The sequence below is a fragment of the Streptomyces sp. NPDC111744 genome (assembly GCF_055634995.1).
Map to the genome: position 1 here is coordinate 221,738 of NZ_JBVKCG010000008.1, position 18,009 is coordinate 239,746.

The 18,009-nt window shown below is 70.0% G+C and carries 21 protein-coding genes and 1 riboswitch; of the genes, 10 read left to right on the top strand and 11 right to left on the bottom strand.

The genetic code is table 11. From position 1 onward, the window contains the following. Positions 1 to 132: 132 nt before the first annotated feature. The 3 genes from ACZ7OO_RS20355 to thrC all read right to left on the bottom strand — a co-directional run bounded on the left by ACZ7OO_RS20355 (position 133) and on the right by thrC (position 2,450). Positions 133 to 339, bottom strand: coding sequence for a cold-shock protein (locus tag ACZ7OO_RS20355; RefSeq protein ID WP_019057200.1), 207 nt, complete (start codon positions 337 to 339; stop codon positions 133 to 135). 489 nt (positions 340 to 828) lie between these two features. After that, positions 829 to 1,104, bottom strand: coding sequence for a ubiquitin-like small modifier protein 1 (locus tag ACZ7OO_RS20360; RefSeq protein WP_352223527.1), 276 nt, complete (start codon positions 1,102 to 1,104; stop codon positions 829 to 831). Positions 1,105 to 1,151: 47 nt separating this feature from the next. Next, a complete protein-coding gene (gene thrC, locus ACZ7OO_RS20365; protein WP_471506220.1) occupies positions 1,152 to 2,450 on the bottom strand; it encodes a threonine synthase in 1,299 nt (432 codons plus the stop codon). Positions 2,451 to 2,468: 18 nt separating this feature from the next. Continuing rightward, positions 2,469 to 2,645: riboswitch (SAM riboswitch) on the bottom strand. A 157-nt stretch (positions 2,646 to 2,802) separates the two neighbouring features. Here thrC and ACZ7OO_RS20370 point away from each other — a divergent pair. Together ACZ7OO_RS20370 and ACZ7OO_RS20375 are read left to right on the top strand one after the other, a co-directional pair. Further along, positions 2,803 to 3,747 carry a glucosyl-3-phosphoglycerate synthase gene (locus ACZ7OO_RS20370; protein ID WP_352223529.1) on the top strand — a complete coding sequence of 315 codons (945 nt, stop codon included), beginning with the start codon at positions 2,803 to 2,805 and terminating at the stop codon, positions 3,745 to 3,747. A 93-nt stretch (positions 3,748 to 3,840) separates the two neighbouring features. Continuing rightward, on the top strand, positions 3,841 to 5,265 hold the full coding sequence (locus tag ACZ7OO_RS20375; RefSeq protein ID WP_471506222.1) for an alpha,alpha-trehalose-phosphate synthase (UDP-forming): 1,425 nt from the start codon (positions 3,841 to 3,843) through the stop codon (positions 5,263 to 5,265). A gap of 205 nt (positions 5,266 to 5,470) precedes the next feature. Here the strand turns inward: ACZ7OO_RS20375 and otsB are convergent, their stop codons facing one another. From otsB to ACZ7OO_RS20390, 3 genes are all read right to left on the bottom strand, one after another. Further along, the gene (otsB, locus tag ACZ7OO_RS20380; RefSeq protein ID WP_471506224.1) at positions 5,471 to 6,319 is read right to left on the bottom strand and encodes a trehalose-phosphatase; all 849 of its coding nucleotides are present in this window, start codon (positions 6,317 to 6,319) and stop codon (positions 5,471 to 5,473) included. A gap of 195 nt (positions 6,320 to 6,514) precedes the next feature. After that, positions 6,515 to 6,748: a DUF3263 domain-containing protein gene (locus ACZ7OO_RS20385; protein WP_352223532.1), complete on the bottom strand. Its 234-nt coding sequence runs from the start codon at positions 6,746 to 6,748 to the stop codon at positions 6,515 to 6,517. 17 nt (positions 6,749 to 6,765) lie between these two features. Then, positions 6,766 to 8,031, bottom strand: coding sequence for an extracellular solute-binding protein (locus tag ACZ7OO_RS20390; RefSeq protein ID WP_471506481.1), 1,266 nt, complete (start codon positions 8,029 to 8,031; stop codon positions 6,766 to 6,768). A 129-nt stretch (positions 8,032 to 8,160) separates the two neighbouring features. Between ACZ7OO_RS20390 and ACZ7OO_RS20395 the strand changes: the two genes are divergently transcribed. Both ACZ7OO_RS20395 and nagA read left to right on the top strand, forming a co-directional pair. After that, positions 8,161 to 9,099, top strand: a complete 939-nt coding sequence (locus ACZ7OO_RS20395; RefSeq protein WP_471506226.1) for an ROK family protein — start codon at positions 8,161 to 8,163, stop codon at positions 9,097 to 9,099. A 119-nt stretch (positions 9,100 to 9,218) separates the two neighbouring features. After that, positions 9,219 to 10,367, top strand: coding sequence for an N-acetylglucosamine-6-phosphate deacetylase (gene nagA / locus ACZ7OO_RS20400; protein ID WP_471506483.1), 1,149 nt, complete (start codon positions 9,219 to 9,221; stop codon positions 10,365 to 10,367). Between the two features lie 103 nt (positions 10,368 to 10,470). Here nagA and ACZ7OO_RS20405 read toward each other — a convergent pair whose 3' ends face one another. Then, positions 10,471 to 10,638: an alpha/beta fold hydrolase gene (locus ACZ7OO_RS20405; protein WP_471506228.1), complete on the bottom strand. Its 168-nt coding sequence runs from the start codon at positions 10,636 to 10,638 to the stop codon at positions 10,471 to 10,473. An 89-nt stretch (positions 10,639 to 10,727) separates the two neighbouring features. On the opposite strand from ACZ7OO_RS20405, the gene ACZ7OO_RS20410 reads away from it, so the two are divergent. Then, entirely contained in the window at positions 10,728 to 11,657 is a 930-nt protein-coding gene (locus ACZ7OO_RS20410; RefSeq protein WP_471506230.1) for a 1-phosphofructokinase family hexose kinase, read from the top strand. Here ACZ7OO_RS20410 and ACZ7OO_RS20415 read toward each other — a convergent pair. Beyond that, entirely contained in the window at positions 11,654 to 12,604 is a 951-nt protein-coding gene (locus tag ACZ7OO_RS20415) for a carbohydrate-binding protein (protein WP_471506232.1), read from the bottom strand. The two genes, ACZ7OO_RS20410 and ACZ7OO_RS20415, sit on opposite strands and share 4 nt — an antisense overlap. 118 nt (positions 12,605 to 12,722) lie before the next feature. Then, a complete protein-coding gene (gene cdgB / locus ACZ7OO_RS20420; RefSeq protein ID WP_471506234.1) occupies positions 12,723 to 14,372 on the bottom strand; it encodes a diguanylate cyclase CdgB in 1,650 nt (549 codons plus the stop codon). A 370-nt stretch (positions 14,373 to 14,742) separates the two neighbouring features. Between cdgB and ACZ7OO_RS20425 the strand changes: the two genes are divergently transcribed. Together ACZ7OO_RS20425 and ACZ7OO_RS20430 are read left to right on the top strand one after the other, a co-directional pair. Beyond that, on the top strand, positions 14,743 to 15,261 hold the full coding sequence (locus tag ACZ7OO_RS20425; protein WP_471506236.1) for a flavin reductase family protein: 519 nt from the start codon (positions 14,743 to 14,745) through the stop codon (positions 15,259 to 15,261). 65 nt (positions 15,262 to 15,326) lie between these two features. After that, positions 15,327 to 15,797, top strand: a complete 471-nt coding sequence (locus ACZ7OO_RS20430) for a GNAT family N-acetyltransferase (RefSeq protein WP_471506238.1) — start codon at positions 15,327 to 15,329, stop codon at positions 15,795 to 15,797. A 32-nt stretch (positions 15,798 to 15,829) separates the two neighbouring features. On the opposite strand, the gene arfB is transcribed toward ACZ7OO_RS20430, so the two are convergent. After that, entirely contained in the window at positions 15,830 to 16,258 is a 429-nt protein-coding gene (arfB, locus tag ACZ7OO_RS20435; RefSeq protein ID WP_352223538.1) for an alternative ribosome rescue aminoacyl-tRNA hydrolase ArfB, read from the bottom strand. A gap of 182 nt (positions 16,259 to 16,440) precedes the next feature. Here arfB and ACZ7OO_RS20440 point away from each other — a divergent pair, with 182 nt between their 5' ends. Next, positions 16,441 to 17,016, top strand: a complete 576-nt coding sequence (locus ACZ7OO_RS20440) for a TerD family protein (protein ID WP_352223539.1) — start codon at positions 16,441 to 16,443, stop codon at positions 17,014 to 17,016. 63 nt (positions 17,017 to 17,079) lie between these two features. On the opposite strand, the gene ACZ7OO_RS20445 is transcribed toward ACZ7OO_RS20440, so the two are convergent. Beyond that, entirely contained in the window at positions 17,080 to 17,250 is a 171-nt protein-coding gene (locus tag ACZ7OO_RS20445) for a DUF397 domain-containing protein (RefSeq protein ID WP_471506241.1), read from the bottom strand. Positions 17,251 to 17,334: 84 nt separating this feature from the next. On the opposite strand from ACZ7OO_RS20445, the gene ACZ7OO_RS20450 reads away from it, so the two are divergent. Next, the gene (locus ACZ7OO_RS20450; RefSeq protein ID WP_471506492.1) at positions 17,335 to 17,457 is read left to right on the top strand and encodes a hypothetical protein; all 123 of its coding nucleotides are present in this window, start codon (positions 17,335 to 17,337) and stop codon (positions 17,455 to 17,457) included. A gap of 19 nt (positions 17,458 to 17,476) precedes the next feature. Then, on the top strand, positions 17,477 to 18,004 hold the full coding sequence (locus ACZ7OO_RS20455; protein WP_471506243.1) for a GNAT family N-acetyltransferase: 528 nt from the start codon (positions 17,477 to 17,479) through the stop codon (positions 18,002 to 18,004). Positions 18,005 to 18,009 lie beyond the last annotated feature (5 nt).

Genomic DNA, 18,009 nt, shown 5'->3' on the forward strand with positions numbered 1-18,009 from the left:
CGCGCGTGCGTCCGCAGGGGTGCGTCGTACGCTCGCCCCGGGCATGCCAAAGGGCTCGTAACCCATGACTCCCCATGGGATACGAGCCCTCCGGCAAAGAAAGAAGAACGACGCTGTCAGTCGGCGCGTGCTTCAGCTGGTCGCGAGCCGGACCATGTCCGCCTGCGGCCCCTTCTGGCCCTGCGAGATCTCGAAATCGACCCGCTGACCTTCCTCCAGGGTGCGGTAGCCGTCCATCTGAATCGCGCTGTAGTGGACGAAAACATCCGCACCACCGTCGACCGCGATGAAGCCGTACCCCTTCTCCGCGTTGAACCACTTGACGGTGCCCTGAGCCATGCCTAACTCCCCTATTACTGGCCCTTGCACAGATCCACACTTCGCGGATCCGGGTCAGACCTCACCCCCCACAGGTTGGGGGCGTGCGCCGGAACGCGTCGACCGCGGCTGAATGTATCTGTCCAACTGCCGTCTGCAACAGGTCAATCGGACGAGAATTCTGGACGGGAAGGGTCCGGAATGTAGCAAGAATTCGGCCGAATTCAGGGCAAGTCGGGCCCCATAAAAGCCGCAAAAGCCGCATATAACCCGCACACTTTGACTACTTCTGCGGGGTCAGCGGTATCGAATACGGGGCCCCCGACCCGGAGATCAGGACCGCGTTCCCCAACTGTACCGCGCTCAACCACACAGAATTGCCCCCTCCGCTTCACTCACGGAGGGGGCAATCGGATGAACAGTCGGTGATGGGTATTACCGAAGGTAATGTTCGGTCATACGGCCATCACGTCAGCCAGGTCAGCGGGGCCGCCGTGGCGGTCGCCGGGGTCAGCCGCCGGCGACGGCCGGGATGATGGAGACGCCGGCGCCGTCCGGAGTGGCCGTCTCCAGGCCCTGCTCGAACCGCACATCGTCGTCATTGACGTACACATTCACGAACCGGCGCAGCTTGCCCTGGTCGTCGAGAACGCGGGCGGCAATCCCGGTGTGGTTCTTCTCCAGGTCCGAGATGACCTCGCCGAGGGTGGCCCCTTCGGCACTGACCTCGGCCTGACCACCGGTGTAGGTGCGCAGGATGGTGGGAATGCGAACAGTGATACTCACGTGGAAACCTCCGATCGGGGGCAACGCCCTGGTTTTCTACGGCTGACTCAGGCGAGCCCGGCCTCACGGAAAGACTCGAGATTCGGGCGGATAGTCGCCGTGAGCCCGGTCCCCGCCACCGCGTCCAGCGTCTTCAGTCCATCACCCGTGTTGAGTACAACGACCGACTTCGCCGGGTCGATCAGCCCGTTCTCGATGAGCTTCTTGGTGACTCCGACCGTGACCCCGCCGGCGGTCTCGGCGAAGATGCCCTCGGTCCGCGCGAGCAGCTTGATCGCGTCGACGACCTGCTCGTCGGTGACGTCCTCCACCGCACCGCCGGTACGGCGCGCGATGTCGAGGACGTACGGCCCGTCGGCCGGGTTGCCGATGGCCAGCGACTTGGCGATGGTGTTCGGCTTCTGCGGCCGCACGACGTCATGGCCCGCCTTGTAGGCCACCGACACCGGCGAGCACCCCTCGGCCTGCGCACCGAAGATCTTGTACGGCTTGTCCTCGACGAGCCCGAGCTTGATCAGCTCCTGCAGACCCTTGTCGATCTTCGTGAGCTGCGAGCCGGAGGCGATCGGTACGACCAGCTGGTCCGGGATCCGCCAGCCGAGCTGCTCGCAGATCTCGTACGCCAGGGTCTTGGAGCCCTCCGCGTAGTACGGCCGCAGGTTGACGTTGACGAAGCCCCAGCCCTCGCCTGCCGAGTCGCCGATCAGCTCGGAGCAGAAACGGTTCACGTCGTCGTAGTTGCCCTCGATGCCGACGAGCTCGCCGCCGTAGATCGCGGCCATGACGATCTTGCCCTGCTCCAGGTCGTGCGGGATGAACACGCAGGAGCGGAAGCCGGCCCGGGCGGCGGCGGCACCGACCGCGCCGGCGAGGTTGCCGGTGGAGGAGCAGGAGAGCGTGGTGTAGCCGAAGGCGCGCGCGGCCTCGACGGCCTGGGCGACGACACGGTCCTTGAAGGAGTGCGTCGGGTTGCCGGAGTCGTCCTTGACGTACAGGCCGCCGGTGACGCCCAGTTCCCTGGCCAGGTTGTCGGCCTGGACGAGCTTGGTCCAGCCCGGGTTGATGTTCGGCTTGGTCGCCACGTCCGCGGGGACGGGCAGCAGCGGGGCGTAACGCCAGATGTTCGCGGGACCCGCCTCGATCCGCTTCCGCAGCTCCTCGGTGTCGTAGGCCGAGAAGTCGTACGCGATCTCGAGCGGGCCGAAACACTCCTCGCAGGCGAACACCGGGCCGAGCGGCACGCGGTGACCGCACTCGCGGCAGCTCAGGGCGGCGGCGGGCCCGAGGTCGACGGTCGTGGAGCCGGTGGTTGAACCGGTGGTGGTCGCAGCAGTCTGCACAGCCATGTGAGGCGAGGCCCTTTCTCCTCATCTTCCTCACGACGCATCTCGCCGTGAGACGGATTTGGCACCTTCCCTAGCCGGGAGCCTCGCGAGTGATCGACAGTGATCAGGGATCAGCCGTCAGCGATCCACGAGTAACCGACTGGAGGGTTGCCGGGGCTTCATCGGGCCGTATCCCTCTGCCCCTCTGGATGAGCGGTATGCGGTTGTCAACGGCCAATGACCCCACGACATGCGATGGTCATCGGCGTTGTTCAAGACTGTAACCGAAGGCCAGGACAGTTGAGATAGTCGTCCGAACCGCGAGATGGATCACACCTCGCAGTGTGATCGTGACAGTGAGGAGCCGCTGACTGTGCTGGAAGAAGTCGAGCGCTGGCTGGCCACCCGCTCCTGGTCCCTGAACGAACGCCCACTGCACCGGATACTCGCCGCCAAGCAGCGCACCGGTCAGTCCGTCTCCGTCGTGCTGCCCGCGCTCAACGAGGAGGAGACGGTCGGCGACATCGTCGCGATCATCCGTCATGACCTGATGCGGCAGGCGCCGCTCGTCGACGAGATCGTGGTCGTCGACTCCGGTTCCACCGACCGTACGGCGGCGGTGGCCGCGGCGGCCGGCGCCCGGGTCGTCCACCGCGACACGATCCTGCCGCGCATCCCCGCCGTCCCCGGCAAGGGCGAGGTCCTCTGGCGCTCCCTCCTGGTCACCACCGGGGACATCGTCTGCTTCGTCGACGCGGACCTGAGGGAGTTCTCCTCCGACTTCGTCTCCGGGATCGTCGGCCCGCTGCTGACCGATCCCGAGGTGGACCTGGTCAAGGCGATGTACGACCGCCCGCTCGCGGGCGCGGCCGGACAGGGCGGCCGGGTCACCGAACTGATGGCCCGCCCGCTGCTGAACATGCACTGGCCGCAGCTGGCCGGGTTCGTACAGCCCCTCGGCGGCGAGTACGCGGCCCGCCGCTCACTGCTCGAACAGCTCCCCTTCCCGGTCGGCTACGGCGTGGAACTGGGCATGCTGGTCGACGCCCTGCACCTGGTGGGCCTCGACGCCCTCGCCCAGGTCGACGTGGGGGTGCGCAAACACCGCCACCAGGACGGCCAGGCCCTCGGCCGGATGTCCGCCGCGATCTACCGCACCGCGCAGCTGCGGCTTGCCCGCGGGCATCTGATCCGCCCCGCCCTGACCCAGTTCGAACGGGGCGAGGACGGCTTCGAGCCGCGCACGTACTCCGTGGACACGGAGGAACGGCCACCGATGGCGGAGATCGCCGAGTACGCCGAGCGCCGGGTGGCGTGAGCGTGGCGTGACTTGGCCGTACGGCTGTATACGGTGGCGTGTCTGACGTAGCCGTACGTTTGAGCGTTTACGGGCCGGGCTAGGTTGAGGCGTATGGCTTCCACCGGCAGTGCTGAGGTGCTGGTCGCGTCGAACCGCGGCCCGGTTTCGTACGAGATGCGCGAAGGCGGTGCGCTGCACGCCAGACGCGGCGGCGGCGGACTCGTCTCGGGCCTGTCCGCCATCGGGACGGACGCGAACGCCGTCTGGGTGTGCGCGGCGCTGAGCGACGGGGACCGGGAGGCGGTACGGCGGGCCGAGAGCGGCCGGCTGCCGGCGCGGGACACCGGCGGGCAGCAGGTCCGGATGCTCGACATCGACGCGGACGTGTTCTCCGACGCGTACAACGGCATCGCGAACTCGGTGCTCTGGTTCGTCCACCACATGCTCTACCAGACCCCGCTGGAACCCCTCTTCGACGCGGAGTTCCGGCGGCAGTGGGGGTCGTACCAGGCCTACAACGAGGCGTTCGCCCAGGCCCTGGCGCAGGAGGCGGGCCAGGGTGCGGTGGTCGTCATCCAGGACTACCACCTGGCGCTGGCCCCGCGGATGCTGCGCCGGCTGCGGCCGGATCTCCGTATCGGCCATTTCTCCCACACCCCCTGGGCGCCGCCGGACTACTTCCGGCTGCTCCCCGACGACATCGCGGCGGAGCTGCTGAGCGGGATCCTGGGCGCCGATCACGCGGCGTTTCTGACCCGGCGGTGGGCGGACGCGTTCGTGGCCTGCTGCCATACGGTGCTGGGCCCGGGGATTCCGGCGGCCGGTGAGACCCGGATCGGGGTGCACGGGCTGGGGGCCGACGCGGACTTCCTGCGGAAGCGGTCGCACGAGCCCGACGTGGACGAGCGGATGCGGGCGTTGCGGGAGGAGATCGGGGAGGGCCGAAAGACCATCGTCCGGGTCGACCGGACCGAGCTGTCGAAGAACATCGTGCGGGGACTGCTGGCCTATCGGCAGCTGCTCGACGACCACCCCGAGTGGCGGGAGCGGGTGGTGCATGTCGCGTTCGCGTATCCGTCGCGGCAGGACCTCGCGGTGTACCGCGACTACACGGCCGAGGTGCAGCGGGTCGCGGAGGACATCAACTCGGCGTACGGGACGCCGGGTTGGACGCCGGTGGTGCTCCACGTCAAGGACGACTTCGCACGGTCGCTGGCGGCTTACCGGCTGGCCGACGTGGCACTGGTGAATCCGATCCGGGACGGCATGAACCTGGTCGCCAAGGAGATTCCGGTGGTGTCGGACGAGGGGTGCGTGCTGGTGCTCTCGCGGGAGGCGGGGGCGTACGAGGAGCTGGGCGAGGACGCGGTGGTGGTGAACCCGTACGACATCGGGGGGACGGCTCGGGCTCTGCATGAGGCGCTGAGTCTGCCGGCGGCCGAGCGGGTGGATCGGTGCAAGCGGTTGGCCGCGGCGGCTACGGCGTTGCCGCCTGCGCAGTGGTTTCTCGATCAGCTGGGGGCGCTGGGCGGGTGAGGTCTCGCCCCCACCGCGGGCCGGTGGGGCGAGGGCCTGTCTGACAATTCCCGTCGTCGCCCGGAGGGCGGCCTCGCGGCGTCAGGTGCGTGCTCTCGGCGTTGCCGGGCGTAGGCCCTCGTACTGGACGTACTCGGGTCTGCGCCCGGTGCGGTGAGTGGGGGTCATCCGCCGGACAGCCCCTGGTCGCGCAGTTCCGCGCTCCTTAGGGGGCGCTGTGGTGAGCCAGGTTCTCCAGTAGCCGTACTACTCCCTCCGGGCCGTCCACCACCAGGTCGGCTCGGTCCGCCAGCTCTGTGACCTCCGTGCTGCCGCTGCATACCAGCAGGCCCGGTACGCCCTCCGTGCGGAGCTTCTCCACGGCCGCGAAGGCCGGGATGTCGCCCAGGTCGTCGCCGGCGTAGAGGACCGCGCCCGCGCCGATCTCCCTCGCGTACTCGCTCAGCGCCACGCCCTTGTCCATGCCCGGGGGGCGGAGTTCCAGGACCAGGCGGCCCGGTTCGACGATCAGGCCGTTGCGGGTGGCCAGGTCGGTCAGGGGGGCGCGGAGGGACTCGAAGGTGGCCTGGGGGTCGTCGGCCCGGCGGGTGTGGACGGCCACGGCATGGCCCTTGTCCTCGATCCAGGTGCCCCGCGCCCCTACACCGTCGATGACGGCCGGGAGTTCGGCTCGGACGACGGCGATACCGGGGTGCGGTGGGGGCGCGGTGATCTCGCCCGTGGCCGCGTCCCAGCGTTCGGCGCCGTAGTGGCCGAGGACGACGAGGTGGTCCAGGCCGGGGACACCGGCGAAACCGCCGTAGCGGACGGCGATCTCGGCCGGGCGGCCGGTGATCACGGCGACGGCGGCCACCTTCGGGGCCAGGGCGGCCAGGGCCGGTACGGCGTCCGGGTGAGCCCGGGCCTGCTCGGGGTCGGCGACGATCGGCGCGAGGGTGCCGTCGAAGTCAAGTCCGACGAGGGCGGTGTGCGGCCGGGAGAGGAGAGCGGCAAGGCCGTCGCGACCGGCCGCGGTGCGAGGCGTCGGGAGGGGTTCCGTGATGTGGGTGCCCATACAGCCGACAGTATCCGAGTGCCCCGAAAGGGCGCGGGGCTGTGTCTACATGCGGCTCCGCCGCGTGGGCGCGCTCAACCCCCACCGGCCCGCAGATCCGCGTCAACCGCCGGCGGGGGTCGAAGGGGGCGCAGCCCCCTGGTGATGGGAACGGGCAGGGGCGGCGGGGGCGAGAACCTCCCTCACCCGGCCCCCTCAGCGCTCCGACCGCCGCGCCTCCCGTACTCTCCGCAGCCTGTTCACCGTCACCGGATCATGGGCCAGCGCGCGCTCGTCGTCGAGGAGGGCGTTGAGGAGCTGGTAGTAGCGCACCGGCGCCAGGTCCAGTTCCTCGCGGATCGCCCGTTCCTTGGCGCCGGGGCTCGGAAAGCCCCGGCGCTCCAGGGCGAGGATCGCCTGTTCGCGCGCGCCCAGTTCTTGCCGGTCCATGCGGAGAACCGTAACGCTCAGCCCGTCTTCGTACGGCTGTCGGCCGCCGTCGCCTCGGACTGGAGCCGGGTGAGAACGGCGGTCGGGTCGCCCGTCGGCGCGACCGCCGTGCCTATCTGCTTCTTGACGTCGGCGCTGACGGCGGCCCAGGAGGTCTTGCCGGCCGGGTACAGCTCGGAGGTCGGCAGCTGCTCCAGGAAGGGGAGCAGTTGCTTGTCCTGGCCCTGGGGGGAGTAGGTCATCGTCTGGGACGCCGACGTGGTGACCGGCAGCAGGCCGTACTCGCGGGAGAAGTCGAGGACGTTCTTCTCGCTGTAGACGTAGTCGAGGAAGTCGCCGACCTGGTTCGCGTGGCCGTTCTGCTTGAACGCCGCCATCCAGTCGGTGACGCCCATGGACGCGGTGGTGGTGCTCTGGCCGGCGCGGGCGGGCATCGGAACCGTGCCGAACTTCACGCCCTTCTTCTCGGCCTGCTTGATGAGCGTGGGGTGGCCGTTGAGCATGCCGACCTGGCCGTCGGCGAAGGCGGCGAACGCGGTCGCGCGGTTCAGCCTGCCGGGGGCCGTCGGACCGGTCAGGCCCTTGCCCACCAGCTCGTCCTTGAGCCAGGTGAAGGTGCCGATGTTCTGCGAGGAGTCGATCGTGTACGTGCCGACGTCGTCGGTGAAGCCGCTGCCGCCGCTGAGCAGCCACTGCATGGTCTCCGCCTGCGCCTCCTCGGGGCCGAGCGGCAGCGCGTACGGGTACTTCACGCCGTTCTCCTTGAGCGCCTTCGCGTCGGCCGCGAGCTCGCTCCAGGTGGTGGGCGGGGTGGTGATGCCGGCTTCGGAGAAGAGGGTCTTGTTGTAGAAGAGGACGCGCGTAGAGGCGGCGAAGGGTATGCCGTACTGCGCGTGGTTCCACTGGCCCGCCTCGGCGAGCTGGGAGGGGAAGTCGGCCTGGACCGGGATGGAGAGCAGCTCCCCGGCCTCGTACAGCTTGCCGGCGGCCGCGTAGTCGGCGTACGAGCCGATCTGGGCCAGGTCGGGTGCCTTGCCTTCGGCGACCATCTCCTTGACCTTGCGGTCGACGTCGTTCCACGAGTAGACGGTGACGTCGATCTTCACGTCGGAGTGCTTGGCCTCGTACGCCCTGGCCAGCTTGTCCCAGTACTTCTGGGAGCTGTTGGCGGCGGAGTCTCCGTAGTCGGCTGCGACGAGTCTGAGGGTGACGTCCGAGGAGCCCGTCGTCCCACAGCCACCGAGGACCGCCGTCATGCCCGTTGCGGACACCACCGCGATCATTCCTGCCCTACGCCGCCGCACGTGAACTACCCCTGTCTAACTGTCTCGCCGTTCAATATGTGGACCCATAAGGTCTACACCACGCAAGTGGACTAGACCTCTTGCGGGTCGGCGGGCCACACTGTTCCCGTGAGACATGTCATCGCCCTGGACGTGGGCGGCACCGGAATGAAGGCCGCGCTGGTCGGCCCGGACGGCGAGCTGCTCCACCAGGACCGCCGGGCGACCGGCCGCGCCCGCGGCCCCGAAGCCGTCGTCGCCGCCATCCTCGACTTCGCCGCCGACCTGCACGCGTACGGCGAGAAGCACTACGGCGAGGGCGCGGCCGCGCTCGGCCTCGCCGTACCCGGCATAGTCGACGAGCCGAACGGCATCGCCGTCTACGCGGCCAACCTCGGCTGGCGCGACGTACCCCTGCGCGCCCTCCTCGCCGACCGCCTCGGCATCCCGGTCGCCCTCGGCCACGACGTGCGCACCGGCGGTCTGGCGGAAGGCCGGCTCGGTGCGGGCAAGGGCGCGGACCGCTTCTTCTTCGTGGCGCTCGGCACGGGTATCGCGGGCGGCTTCGGCCTGGACGGCCGGGTGGAGTCGGGCGCGCACGGCTTCGCGGGCGAGATCGGCCACATCGTCGTACGGCCGCAGGGCGCGCCGTGTCCGTGCGGGCAGCACGGCTGCCTTGAGCGGTACGCGTCGGCGGCCGCGGTGAGCGAGGCGTGGGCGAAGGCCACCGGTGACCCCGACGCCGACGCGGCGGACTGCGCGAAGTCCGTCACGTCCGGCGACCCGAACGCCGTCCGGGTGTGGCGGGAGGCGGTGGCCGCCCTGGCCGACGGGCTCGTCACGGCCCTGACGCTGCTGGACCCGCGCGTCCTGATCATCGGCGGGGGTCTGGCGGAGGCGGGGGACGTGCTGTTCGAGCCGCTGAGGGAGGCGGTGCAGACCCGGGTGACCTTCCAGAAGCTGCCGGCCATCGTCCCGGCGGCACTGGGAGACACGGCGGGCTGTCTGGGCGCGGGGCTGCTGGCGCAGGACTTGTTGACTACGACGACACCGGAGGTAACCCCGTGACGGCTGCGAAAGAGCAGGACAACAGCGCCCCGCAAGGGGTGCTGGGCCGTGCTGAATCTGCGGCTACCGCCGCGCGGGGGCGACCAGCCACGAACCGCGCGCAGACCGGGTACGACGGCCTGGTCCTCGACGGCGCCCGGGTAGTCCTCCCCACCGGAGTTGTCCAAGATGGCCGACTCGCGGTCGAGGGCACGCGCATCGCCGCTCACGCCCCCGAGAACGCCCAGCTCATCGACGTCGCCGGTCACTACGTAATCCCGGGCTTCGTGGACATCCACAACCACGGCGGCGGCGGAGCCTCCTTCAGCTCGGGCACCGCGGAAGAGATCCTCACCGGCATCCACACGCACCGCGTGCACGGCACGACCACCCTGGTCGCCTCCACCGTCACCGACGACATGGACGTCCTCGTCCGCCAGGCCGGCCTCCTCTCGGAGCTCGCCGAGCAGGGGGAGATCGCCGGTATCCACTTCGAGGGCCCGTTCATCTCCCCGTGCCGCAAGGGCGCCCACTCCGAGGCGCTGCTGCGGGACCCGGACCCGGCGGAGGTCCGCAAGCTGGTCGACGCGGCGCGCGGCCACGCCAAGATGGTGACGCTCGCCACCGAACTCCCCGGCGGCATCGAGTCCGTACGGCTGCTCGCGGAACACGGCGTGATCGCCGCCGTCGGCCACACCGACGCGTCGTACGAGCAGACGGTCGAGGCGATCGACGCGGGCGCCACGGTCGCCACCCACCTCTTCAACGCGATGCCGCCGCTCGGTCACCGCGCCCCCGGCCCGATCGCCGCGCTCCTGGAGGACGAGCGGGTGACGGTCGAGCTGATCAACGACGGCACCCATCTCCACCCCGCCGCACTGCAGTTGGCCTTCCATCACGCGGGCGCCGACCGGGTCGCGTTCATCACGGACGCGATGGACGCGGCGGGCAGCGGTGACGGCCACTACCTCCTCGGCCCCCTGGAGGTCGAGGTCACCGACGGGGTCGCCCGGCTGGTGGACGGCGGTTCCATCGCCGGTTCCACGCTGACCCTGGACCGCGCGCTGCGGCGGGCGGTGACCATCGACCGGCTGCCCGTCGAGCACGCCGTCGCCGCCCTGTCCGCCAACCCGGCCCGGCTGCTGGGCCTCTACGACCGCGTCGGCTCCCTGGAGCCCGGCAAGGACGCCGACCTGCTCGTCCTGGACGCCGACTTCACGCTGAAGGGCGTGATGCGGCAGGGCGCGTGGGTGGTCGTACCCGAACTTCCGTCAACTGCCCTCCGCTGAAGCGGCCCGGCCCCGCCACCTTGACGCGATGGCGGGGCCGGGCCGCTGGTCAGCCCATCCGCCGGAACAGCTTCCGGATCCGCTGCTCCATGGCCTCGTCCAGTCAGTCGTGCGGTGCCGCGCCGTCGACCATGACCGCGCCCAGGGCACGCCCCGGATTCCGGCCGGCCCAGTGCGCCGCGACGACCGCCCCGTAGGGCCAGCCCACCACCACCGCCCGCTCCACACCCCTGGCCGCGAGAACGGCACCGCCCGGCCGAAGCCGGACCACGAGACGGCGACCTAGGCCGGTCGCCGTCTCTTTGGCATGATCGAGGCCCCCCATCGGACCGTACGAACATACGCGAGGGAGGTCGCCCGGTGATCCTCACGGTCACGCTGAACACCGCTCTCGACATCACCTACCGCGTCGGCACACTGCGCCCGCACGCCTCGCACCGCGTCTCGGACGTCACCGAACGGCCGGGCGGCAAGGGGGTGAACGTGGCCCGGGTGCTCGCCGCCCTCGGGCACGAGACGACGGCGACCGGCTTCGCGGGCGGCGCCACCGGGCGCGCGGTACGAGAGCGGCTCGCCGGGGTGCCGGGGGTGCGGGACGCGCTGCTGCCGGTCGCCGGACCGACCCGCCGCACGATCGCCGTCGTGGACGAACTGACCGGCGACACGACCCAGTTGAACGAGCCCGGCCCGCAGATATCTCCCGCCGAGTGGGGCACCTTCCTCGACCACTACGAGGAACTGCTGCCCGGCGCCTCGGCGGTGGCGCTGTGCGGGAGCCTGCCGCCGGGGGTACCGGTCGGGGCGTACGCGGGTCTGATAAAGAGCGCCCGGTCGGCCGGTGTCCCCGTCCTCCTCGACACCAGCGGCGAACCGCTGCGGCGCGGGGTGGCCGCCCGCCCGGACGTGGTCAAGCCGAACGCCGACGAACTGGCCGAACTCACCGGCTCCCACGAGCCGCTCCGCGCCACCCAGGACGCCCGACGGCGCGGCGCCCGGGCCGTGGTCGCCTCACTCGGCGCGGAGGGGTTGCTGGCGGTGACTCCGGAGGGCCGCTGGCGCGCAGTGCCCCCGGCGCCGGTGCGCGGCAACCCGACCGGCGCGGGCGACTCGGCGGTCGCCGGCCTGCTGTCGGGCCTGGTGGAACAACTCCCCTGGCCGGACCGCCTGTCCCGCGCGGTCGCCCTGTCGACGGCGACCGTACGGGCCCCGGCGGCGGGCGAGTTCGACCGGGCGGCCTACGAGAAGCTGCTCGACCGGGTCACGGTGACCGGCGGGACAACGGCCGCTTAGCCCTTGTTCGTGTGCTTGCCCTGCTTCACCCACAGCTGGTCCAGCAGGACGTCGCAGCTGTCCCCGCTCTGGCAGGACAGGGAGATCGTGTTGGTGCCCTTGGTGAGGGTGGGGTACGTGTAGCTGGTCGTCCAGGCGTTGGCCGGGTCGCTCTGGCCCGTGTAGTTATTCAGCGGGAACTTGCTGCCGAACACCTTGCCGTTGATGGACAGCGTCATGCTCTCGTCCTGTATCGCGCTGTAGTGCGCAAAGACGGTGTAGATGCCATCCGACGGGATGCCGTTGACCGTCCAGGTGACGCCGGCACCGGTCTGGCTGAAGTTCGTGACGTAGACGCCGCCGTCGGCCTTGGCTCCCTTGACGTCCGAGGCCAGGCTCGCGCCGCCGTCCAGGTGGAGGGCCTTCGCGTCGACCGGCGGGATGTCGCCCGTCGCCGAGGCCGAGCTGGTGGTCGACGGGGACGGGGATGCGCTCTGGGACGTGGACGCGGACGCGGAGGCGCCGCCGCTCGCCTTGTTGTCGTCGCCGTTGCCGTTCATCATCGCGACGCTGATGCCTATGACGACCGCCGCGACCACCGCGATGGCGCCGATGAGGAGGCCCTTGGTGTTCGGGCCCCGGCCGCGGCCCGACGGCGGCATCTGCTGGCGGGTGGTCGGTGCGCCGCCCGGGAACGTCTCCGGGGCCTGGTAGGCGGCGGCCGGCGGCTGGCCGTAGCCGCCGGGCTGCTGCTGCGGGATGGTCTGGTTGCCGCCGTACTGCGGTGTTTGCTGCTGTCCGCCGTAGCTGCGTTCCCCTACCGAGCGCACTCTGCTGACCGCGTTCGGGTAGCCGTAACCACCGGAGCCGGACGGCGGCTGGGCTCCTCTGGCCTGGCCGTCGGCGTAGAGGTAGCCGAACGGGTCGTCGTCCTCGGGCGTGCTCGCGCCGTTGTCGCCGGGCGTCATCCCTTGGTACTCCTCAACAGGTGCGGGCGGATGCGGTACAGGTATTGAGAGTCGAGCCTACCCGGTCTGACTGAGCCAAACGGGTGACCCGGATCGCATCAGTGCGATGACCTGGGAATCATCCGGCACGGCGGTGCTGTTTGGGACGAGATCGTTTCTCTACGTACATCCGCTCGTCGGCGGATTTCAGGACTTCGTCCGCCGTCATGCCGCAGTGCGCCCATCCGATGCCGAAGCTGGCACCCACCCGGACGGCCCGGTCCTCGGCGCGGATCGGCTGGATGATCTCGTTGCGCAGGCGTACGGCGAGGTCCTGGGCGTCGGCCTTGCCGAGCCCGTCGGCGAGGATCACGAACTCGTCGCCGCCGAGACGGGCCACGGTGTCGCCGTCACGGACACCCCGGGAGAGCCTGCGGGCGACCTCGATGAGGACCGCGTCGCCCGCGTTGTGCCCGAACCGGTCGTTGATCGACTTGAAGCCGTCGAGGTCGCAGAAGAGCACCGCGAGCCCCTTGGCGCCGTCGTCGCGGCCCTCCTCGGGGGCGACGGTGTGCACATGGTGGTCGTAGCCGTCGTAGGACTGGGTCGACGCGGCGAAGTCGAAGCCGTGGCCGTTGGCGTCGTAGGCGGGGTGGCCGTAGGCCGCGTCCAGGGACTCCAGGCCGTCGGTGTCGGCGCGCCGGCAGAGCCGGGAGGCGAGGCGGGAGCGGAGCTCGGCGGAGTTCGGCAGCCCGGTGAGGGAGTCGTGGGAGGCGCGGTGGGCCAGCTGGAGCTCGCGGCGCTTGCGTTCCTCTATGTCCTCGACGTGGGTGAGGAGAAAGCGGGGTCCGTCGGCCGCGTCGGCGACGACGCTGTTGCGGAGCGAGACCCAGACGTACGTCCCGTCGCGGCGGCCGAGGCGGAGCTCGGCGCGGCCGCCCTCCGCCGAGGTGCGCAGCAGGGTACCGATGTCCTCGGGGTGGACCAGGTCGGAGAAGGAGTAGCGGCGCATCGCGGAGGCGGGGCGGCCCAGCAGGCGGCACAGGGCGTCGTTGGTGCGCAGTATTCGGCCGTGCTGATCGCCGCCCATCTCGGCTATCGCCATGCCGGAGGGCGCGTACTCGAAGGCCTGCCGGAAACTCTCCTCGCTGGCCCTGAGGGCCTGCTGGTCGCGCTCGAGCCTGACCAGTGCCCGCTGCATGTTCGCACGTAGACGCGCGTTGCTGATGGCGATCGCGGCCTGGAAGGCGTATATCTGCAGGGCCTCGCGGCCCCAGGCGCCGGGGTGCCGGCCGTTGCGCGGGCGGTCCACGGAGATCACGCCGAGCAACTCGCCGCAGGAGCTGCCCGATATGCCGGGCGTGTACATGGGGGCGAAGAGCCGGTCCGAGGGGTGCCACTCGTCCTCGAAACGGGGCGCGGGGCCGTCGGTGTACCACTGCGGGACATCGTCGTCGTCGAGGACCCAGCCCTCGGTGTGCGGTATGAAGACGAGGTCGCCCCACTTCTCGCCCATGCCCAGCCGCCGGTCCCATGAGTCACGGGAGCCGACCCGGCCGGTGATCAGGGCCTCGGCGGCGGAGTTGCCGGAGAGGGCCGCGACCACGAGATCGCCGTCGGGGCGTACGAGATTGACGCACGCCATCTCGTACCCGAGGGCGGTGATCACGCCGTCGGCGACGGTCTGCAGTGTGTCCGCCAGGCTGCGGGCCGTGTTCATGTCGGCCATGACCTGGTGCAGTTGTCGCAGGGACGCAAGACGGACGTAGGGTTCCGACTCGGTCTCCATGTTCGCCCTCCCCCCGAGACCTCGCAGCGAATCAAAGGGTCTGCTTCGGCGCTACTTTTCCCCGCCACTGAATCACAGCGCGCTGCCCACTCGGTACACAGGGTCAACAATTAATGCCCCTTGTGACTCAAGTCACAGGAGAACGTGAGCAATTGCGTGGAGTTTCTGCGTTTTGCCTGTGCGTTAACCGAACACAACCTTTGCGGCTGTGCGGACATGACGCACGTTACGGCCCTTCGCCCGTCCTTGGTCCTAGGACCCGGCTCGGGCCGATGGCCGATGCGGTCGCGCAGGGGCCGAGATTAGCGTTTCCGGCGTGCTGAAGACTCCTTCCCTCAACGCCGCAGAAGCCACCGGGCATGCTGTGGGGGTGAGCAACGAAACGTTCAAGGCGGCCATGGCCCGGCTGGCCGCGGGCGTGGTCCTGGTGACCGCGCAGGAGCCGTCGCTCGACCCGGACGACCCGCTGGCGCCGGTCGGCGAGGACGTCGGCATGACCGCCACCGCGTTCGTGTCGGTGTCGCTCGACCCGCCATTGGTGCTGGTCAGCCTGCGTGAGGGCTCCCGGATGGACGACCTGCTTGACGAACAGCCGCTGTGGGCGGTTTCCGTGCTCACCGAGAGCCAGCGCCATATCGCCGGACGCTTCGCGATGAAGGGCCGCATCAGCGACCGGCTGCTCTTCGAGGACATCCCGTACGTGCGCGGCGAGGTTTCCGGCGCCCCGCTCGTCGGTGGCGCCCTCGCGACGCTGGAGTGCCGCACCGAGCAGCGAGTGACGGCCGGGGACCACACTCTCGTGATCGGCCGCGTCCTCACCGCCGAACTGCCGAGCGCGGAAGGCGGTCCGCTGATGTATTTCCGGGGGCGGTACCGGCAGTTGGGATGAGACCGCACGGTCCGTACGGAAAATATTCCATGGGCGCAGCTGAACCTCCCGTCTAAAGTGCGCGGATGACCCCCCGGCCCCACCTCGAAGAAGTCGCCGCCGCCAATTTGGCGGCGGCACTCGCCATTCGCGTCCGCCCCGACCAGGAACACCACGTCGAGCCGGTCGCCCATTCCCTGGCCGAGGCATACGTCCATCCCCCCGGAGTCGCCTGGCCGCGCCTGATCGTCGACAGCGAAGAGAACCGACCGGTCGGCTTTCTGATGGCTTTCTTCGACATCGACTGGCGCGCCGACGGCACCCTGTTCCGCTCCGGCCTCTGGCGACTCAACATCGACGCCGGGGAGCAGGGGAAGGGCTACGGCCGGTTCGCGGTCGAGTCCGTGGCCGAGGAGATCCGTCGCCGGGGCGGCCAGGAGATGTACGTCACCTGGCATGCCGGCCCGGAGGGCCCCGAGGAGTTCTATCTGCGGCTGGGCTTCCGGAAGACCGGCGAGGTCAGCGGGGACCAGCCGGTGGGAGTGCTGGAGCTCTAGGAAGCGTCTGGGAAGCGCTCGGCAGGGGGCCGCTATGACCAGTCGCGGCCCGTCCGGCCCCGCTTGGTGTCCGACCGCTGCTTCTTCTCGCGCAGCCGGCGTTCGTTGATGCCGCGTGGGATGCGGGTCGGTGTGCGGGGCTTGGGCGGGGGTGCGGTGGCCTCCGCGAGGAGGGCGGCGAGGCGTACGGCGGCGGTCTCGCGGTTGCGCCACTGGGAGCGGTGCTCGGACGACCGTACGACGACCACGCCGTCGACGAGCCGCCCGGCCAGCCGCGTCAGTGCCCGCTCCTTCCACACCGGCGGCAGCGCCTGGGTGTTCGCGAGGTCGAAGCGCAGCTCCACCTGCGAGTCACTGGTGTTGACGTGCTGCCCACCGGGCCCGGACGACCGCGAGAAACGCCAGTTGAGCTCGGCCTCGGGGAGCGAGACGGAGCCTCTGATGACATACGGACCGGACATGCCGCCATGGTCGCGCGACTGACCGGCACACGTCACGCGAATTTCGTCCATCACCCGTTCGGCAAAGAAAGTAAAGAGAGCTGGAACCTTCGGTACCTCTCGTGGCGTTCATACAGGTAGCTGTAGCTTCAAGCCCGTACGCCGCACGGTCGTACGCACACGAGGGAAAGGACTCCCCGACCATGGCTGTAAGCCTGTCCAAGGGTGGCAACGTCTCGCTCACCAAGGAGGCTCCGGGCCTGACCGCCGTCACCGTGGGCCTCGGCTGGGACGTCCGCACGACCACCGGCACGGACTTCGACCTCGACGCCTCCGCGATCGCGGTCAACGGAGAGGGCAAGGTCTACTCCGACGGTCACTTCGTCTTCTTCAACAACAAGCAGACCCCGGACAACACGATCGTCCACACGGGCGACAACCGCACGGGTGAGGGCGCCGGCGACGACGAGGCGATCAACGTCAACCTGGCGGCCCTGCCGGCCGACATCGACAAGATCGTCTTCCCGGTCTCGATCTACGACGCGGAGACCCGCTCGCAGAACTTCGGCCAGGTCCGCAACGCCTACATCCGCATCGTCAACCAGGCCGGCGGCGCCGAGATCGCCCGCTACGACCTCTCCGAGGACGCCGCCACCGAGACCGCGATGGTCTTCGGCGAGCTGTACCGCAACGGCGCGGAGTGGAAGTTCCGCGCGGTGGGCCAGGGCTACGCGTCCGGCCTGGTCGGCATCGCCCAGGACTTCGGCGTCAACGTCTGACACACGCGGCACGCTGCGCTGTGCGGGAGCCCCCGGTGTAACGCCGGGGGCTCCGGCGCGGAATCAGCTCGCGGCCGCGTACGGCAGGAAGGCCGCCCAGGCAGCGGGGGCGAGGGCGAGCCGGGGGCCGGGGGTGGTGGGCGTGTGCGTGTACTTGGAGTCGCGGATTAGGAGGGGATCGACCCGAAGGGCGGCGACGTCACCCAAGGAACGAAACCGGGAGAAAGAACCCACCAAGCCCCTCTCCTCCCGCCCGTCGCGCAGCGTCACTCCCGCGAGTGAATATGCCCGACTCGGCTGGGCTTTGGGGCAGGTTGCGTGCCCTACGCTCAGCGCAACAACCGCAGAAAGACTGACTTCGTCTACGGCGAGGACGTGACGATCGGCGGCTGGACCATCGCGACGGACGGCCTGCCCCGCTACCCGCCTCCGGGTGAGTAGGGCCGGATAGGTTGCCCGCATGATCCTCGCCCCGCTCCCCCTCAGCCCCGACCACGACATCCCGGCCCCGCTCCTCACCGAGCTCACCGCCCTGTACGCCTCCGACCGGGAGTTCCAGGCGCTCAGCGGGGACTTTCCGGATCCGGACGACATCCGGCCGGAGCAGGTGGCCGGTGCGCTGGCCGACGAGTTGGCGAATCCGGACGTGGAGGTGCTGCTGGCGCGGGCCGAGGGGCTGCTGGTGGGGGTGGTGATCACGCTGGCCCGGCATCCTGATCCGGCCGATCCTGATCCGTGGATCGGACTGCTGATGGTCGACGCGCTGGCACGGGCGCGCGGGTACGGGCGGCGGATGGCGGAGGGCGTCGAGGAGAGGTTCCGGGCGGCGGGGCGGGACGCCCTACGGCTCGCCGTGCTGGAGAGGAATCCGAAGGGACTCGCCTTCTGGACGGCCCTCGGGTACGAGGTGATCGGTCATCGCCCGGATCGTCGGCTCGGGCGGCCGTGTGCGGTGCTGCGCAAGGAGCTGAGTAAACCGGAGGGTTGACCGGG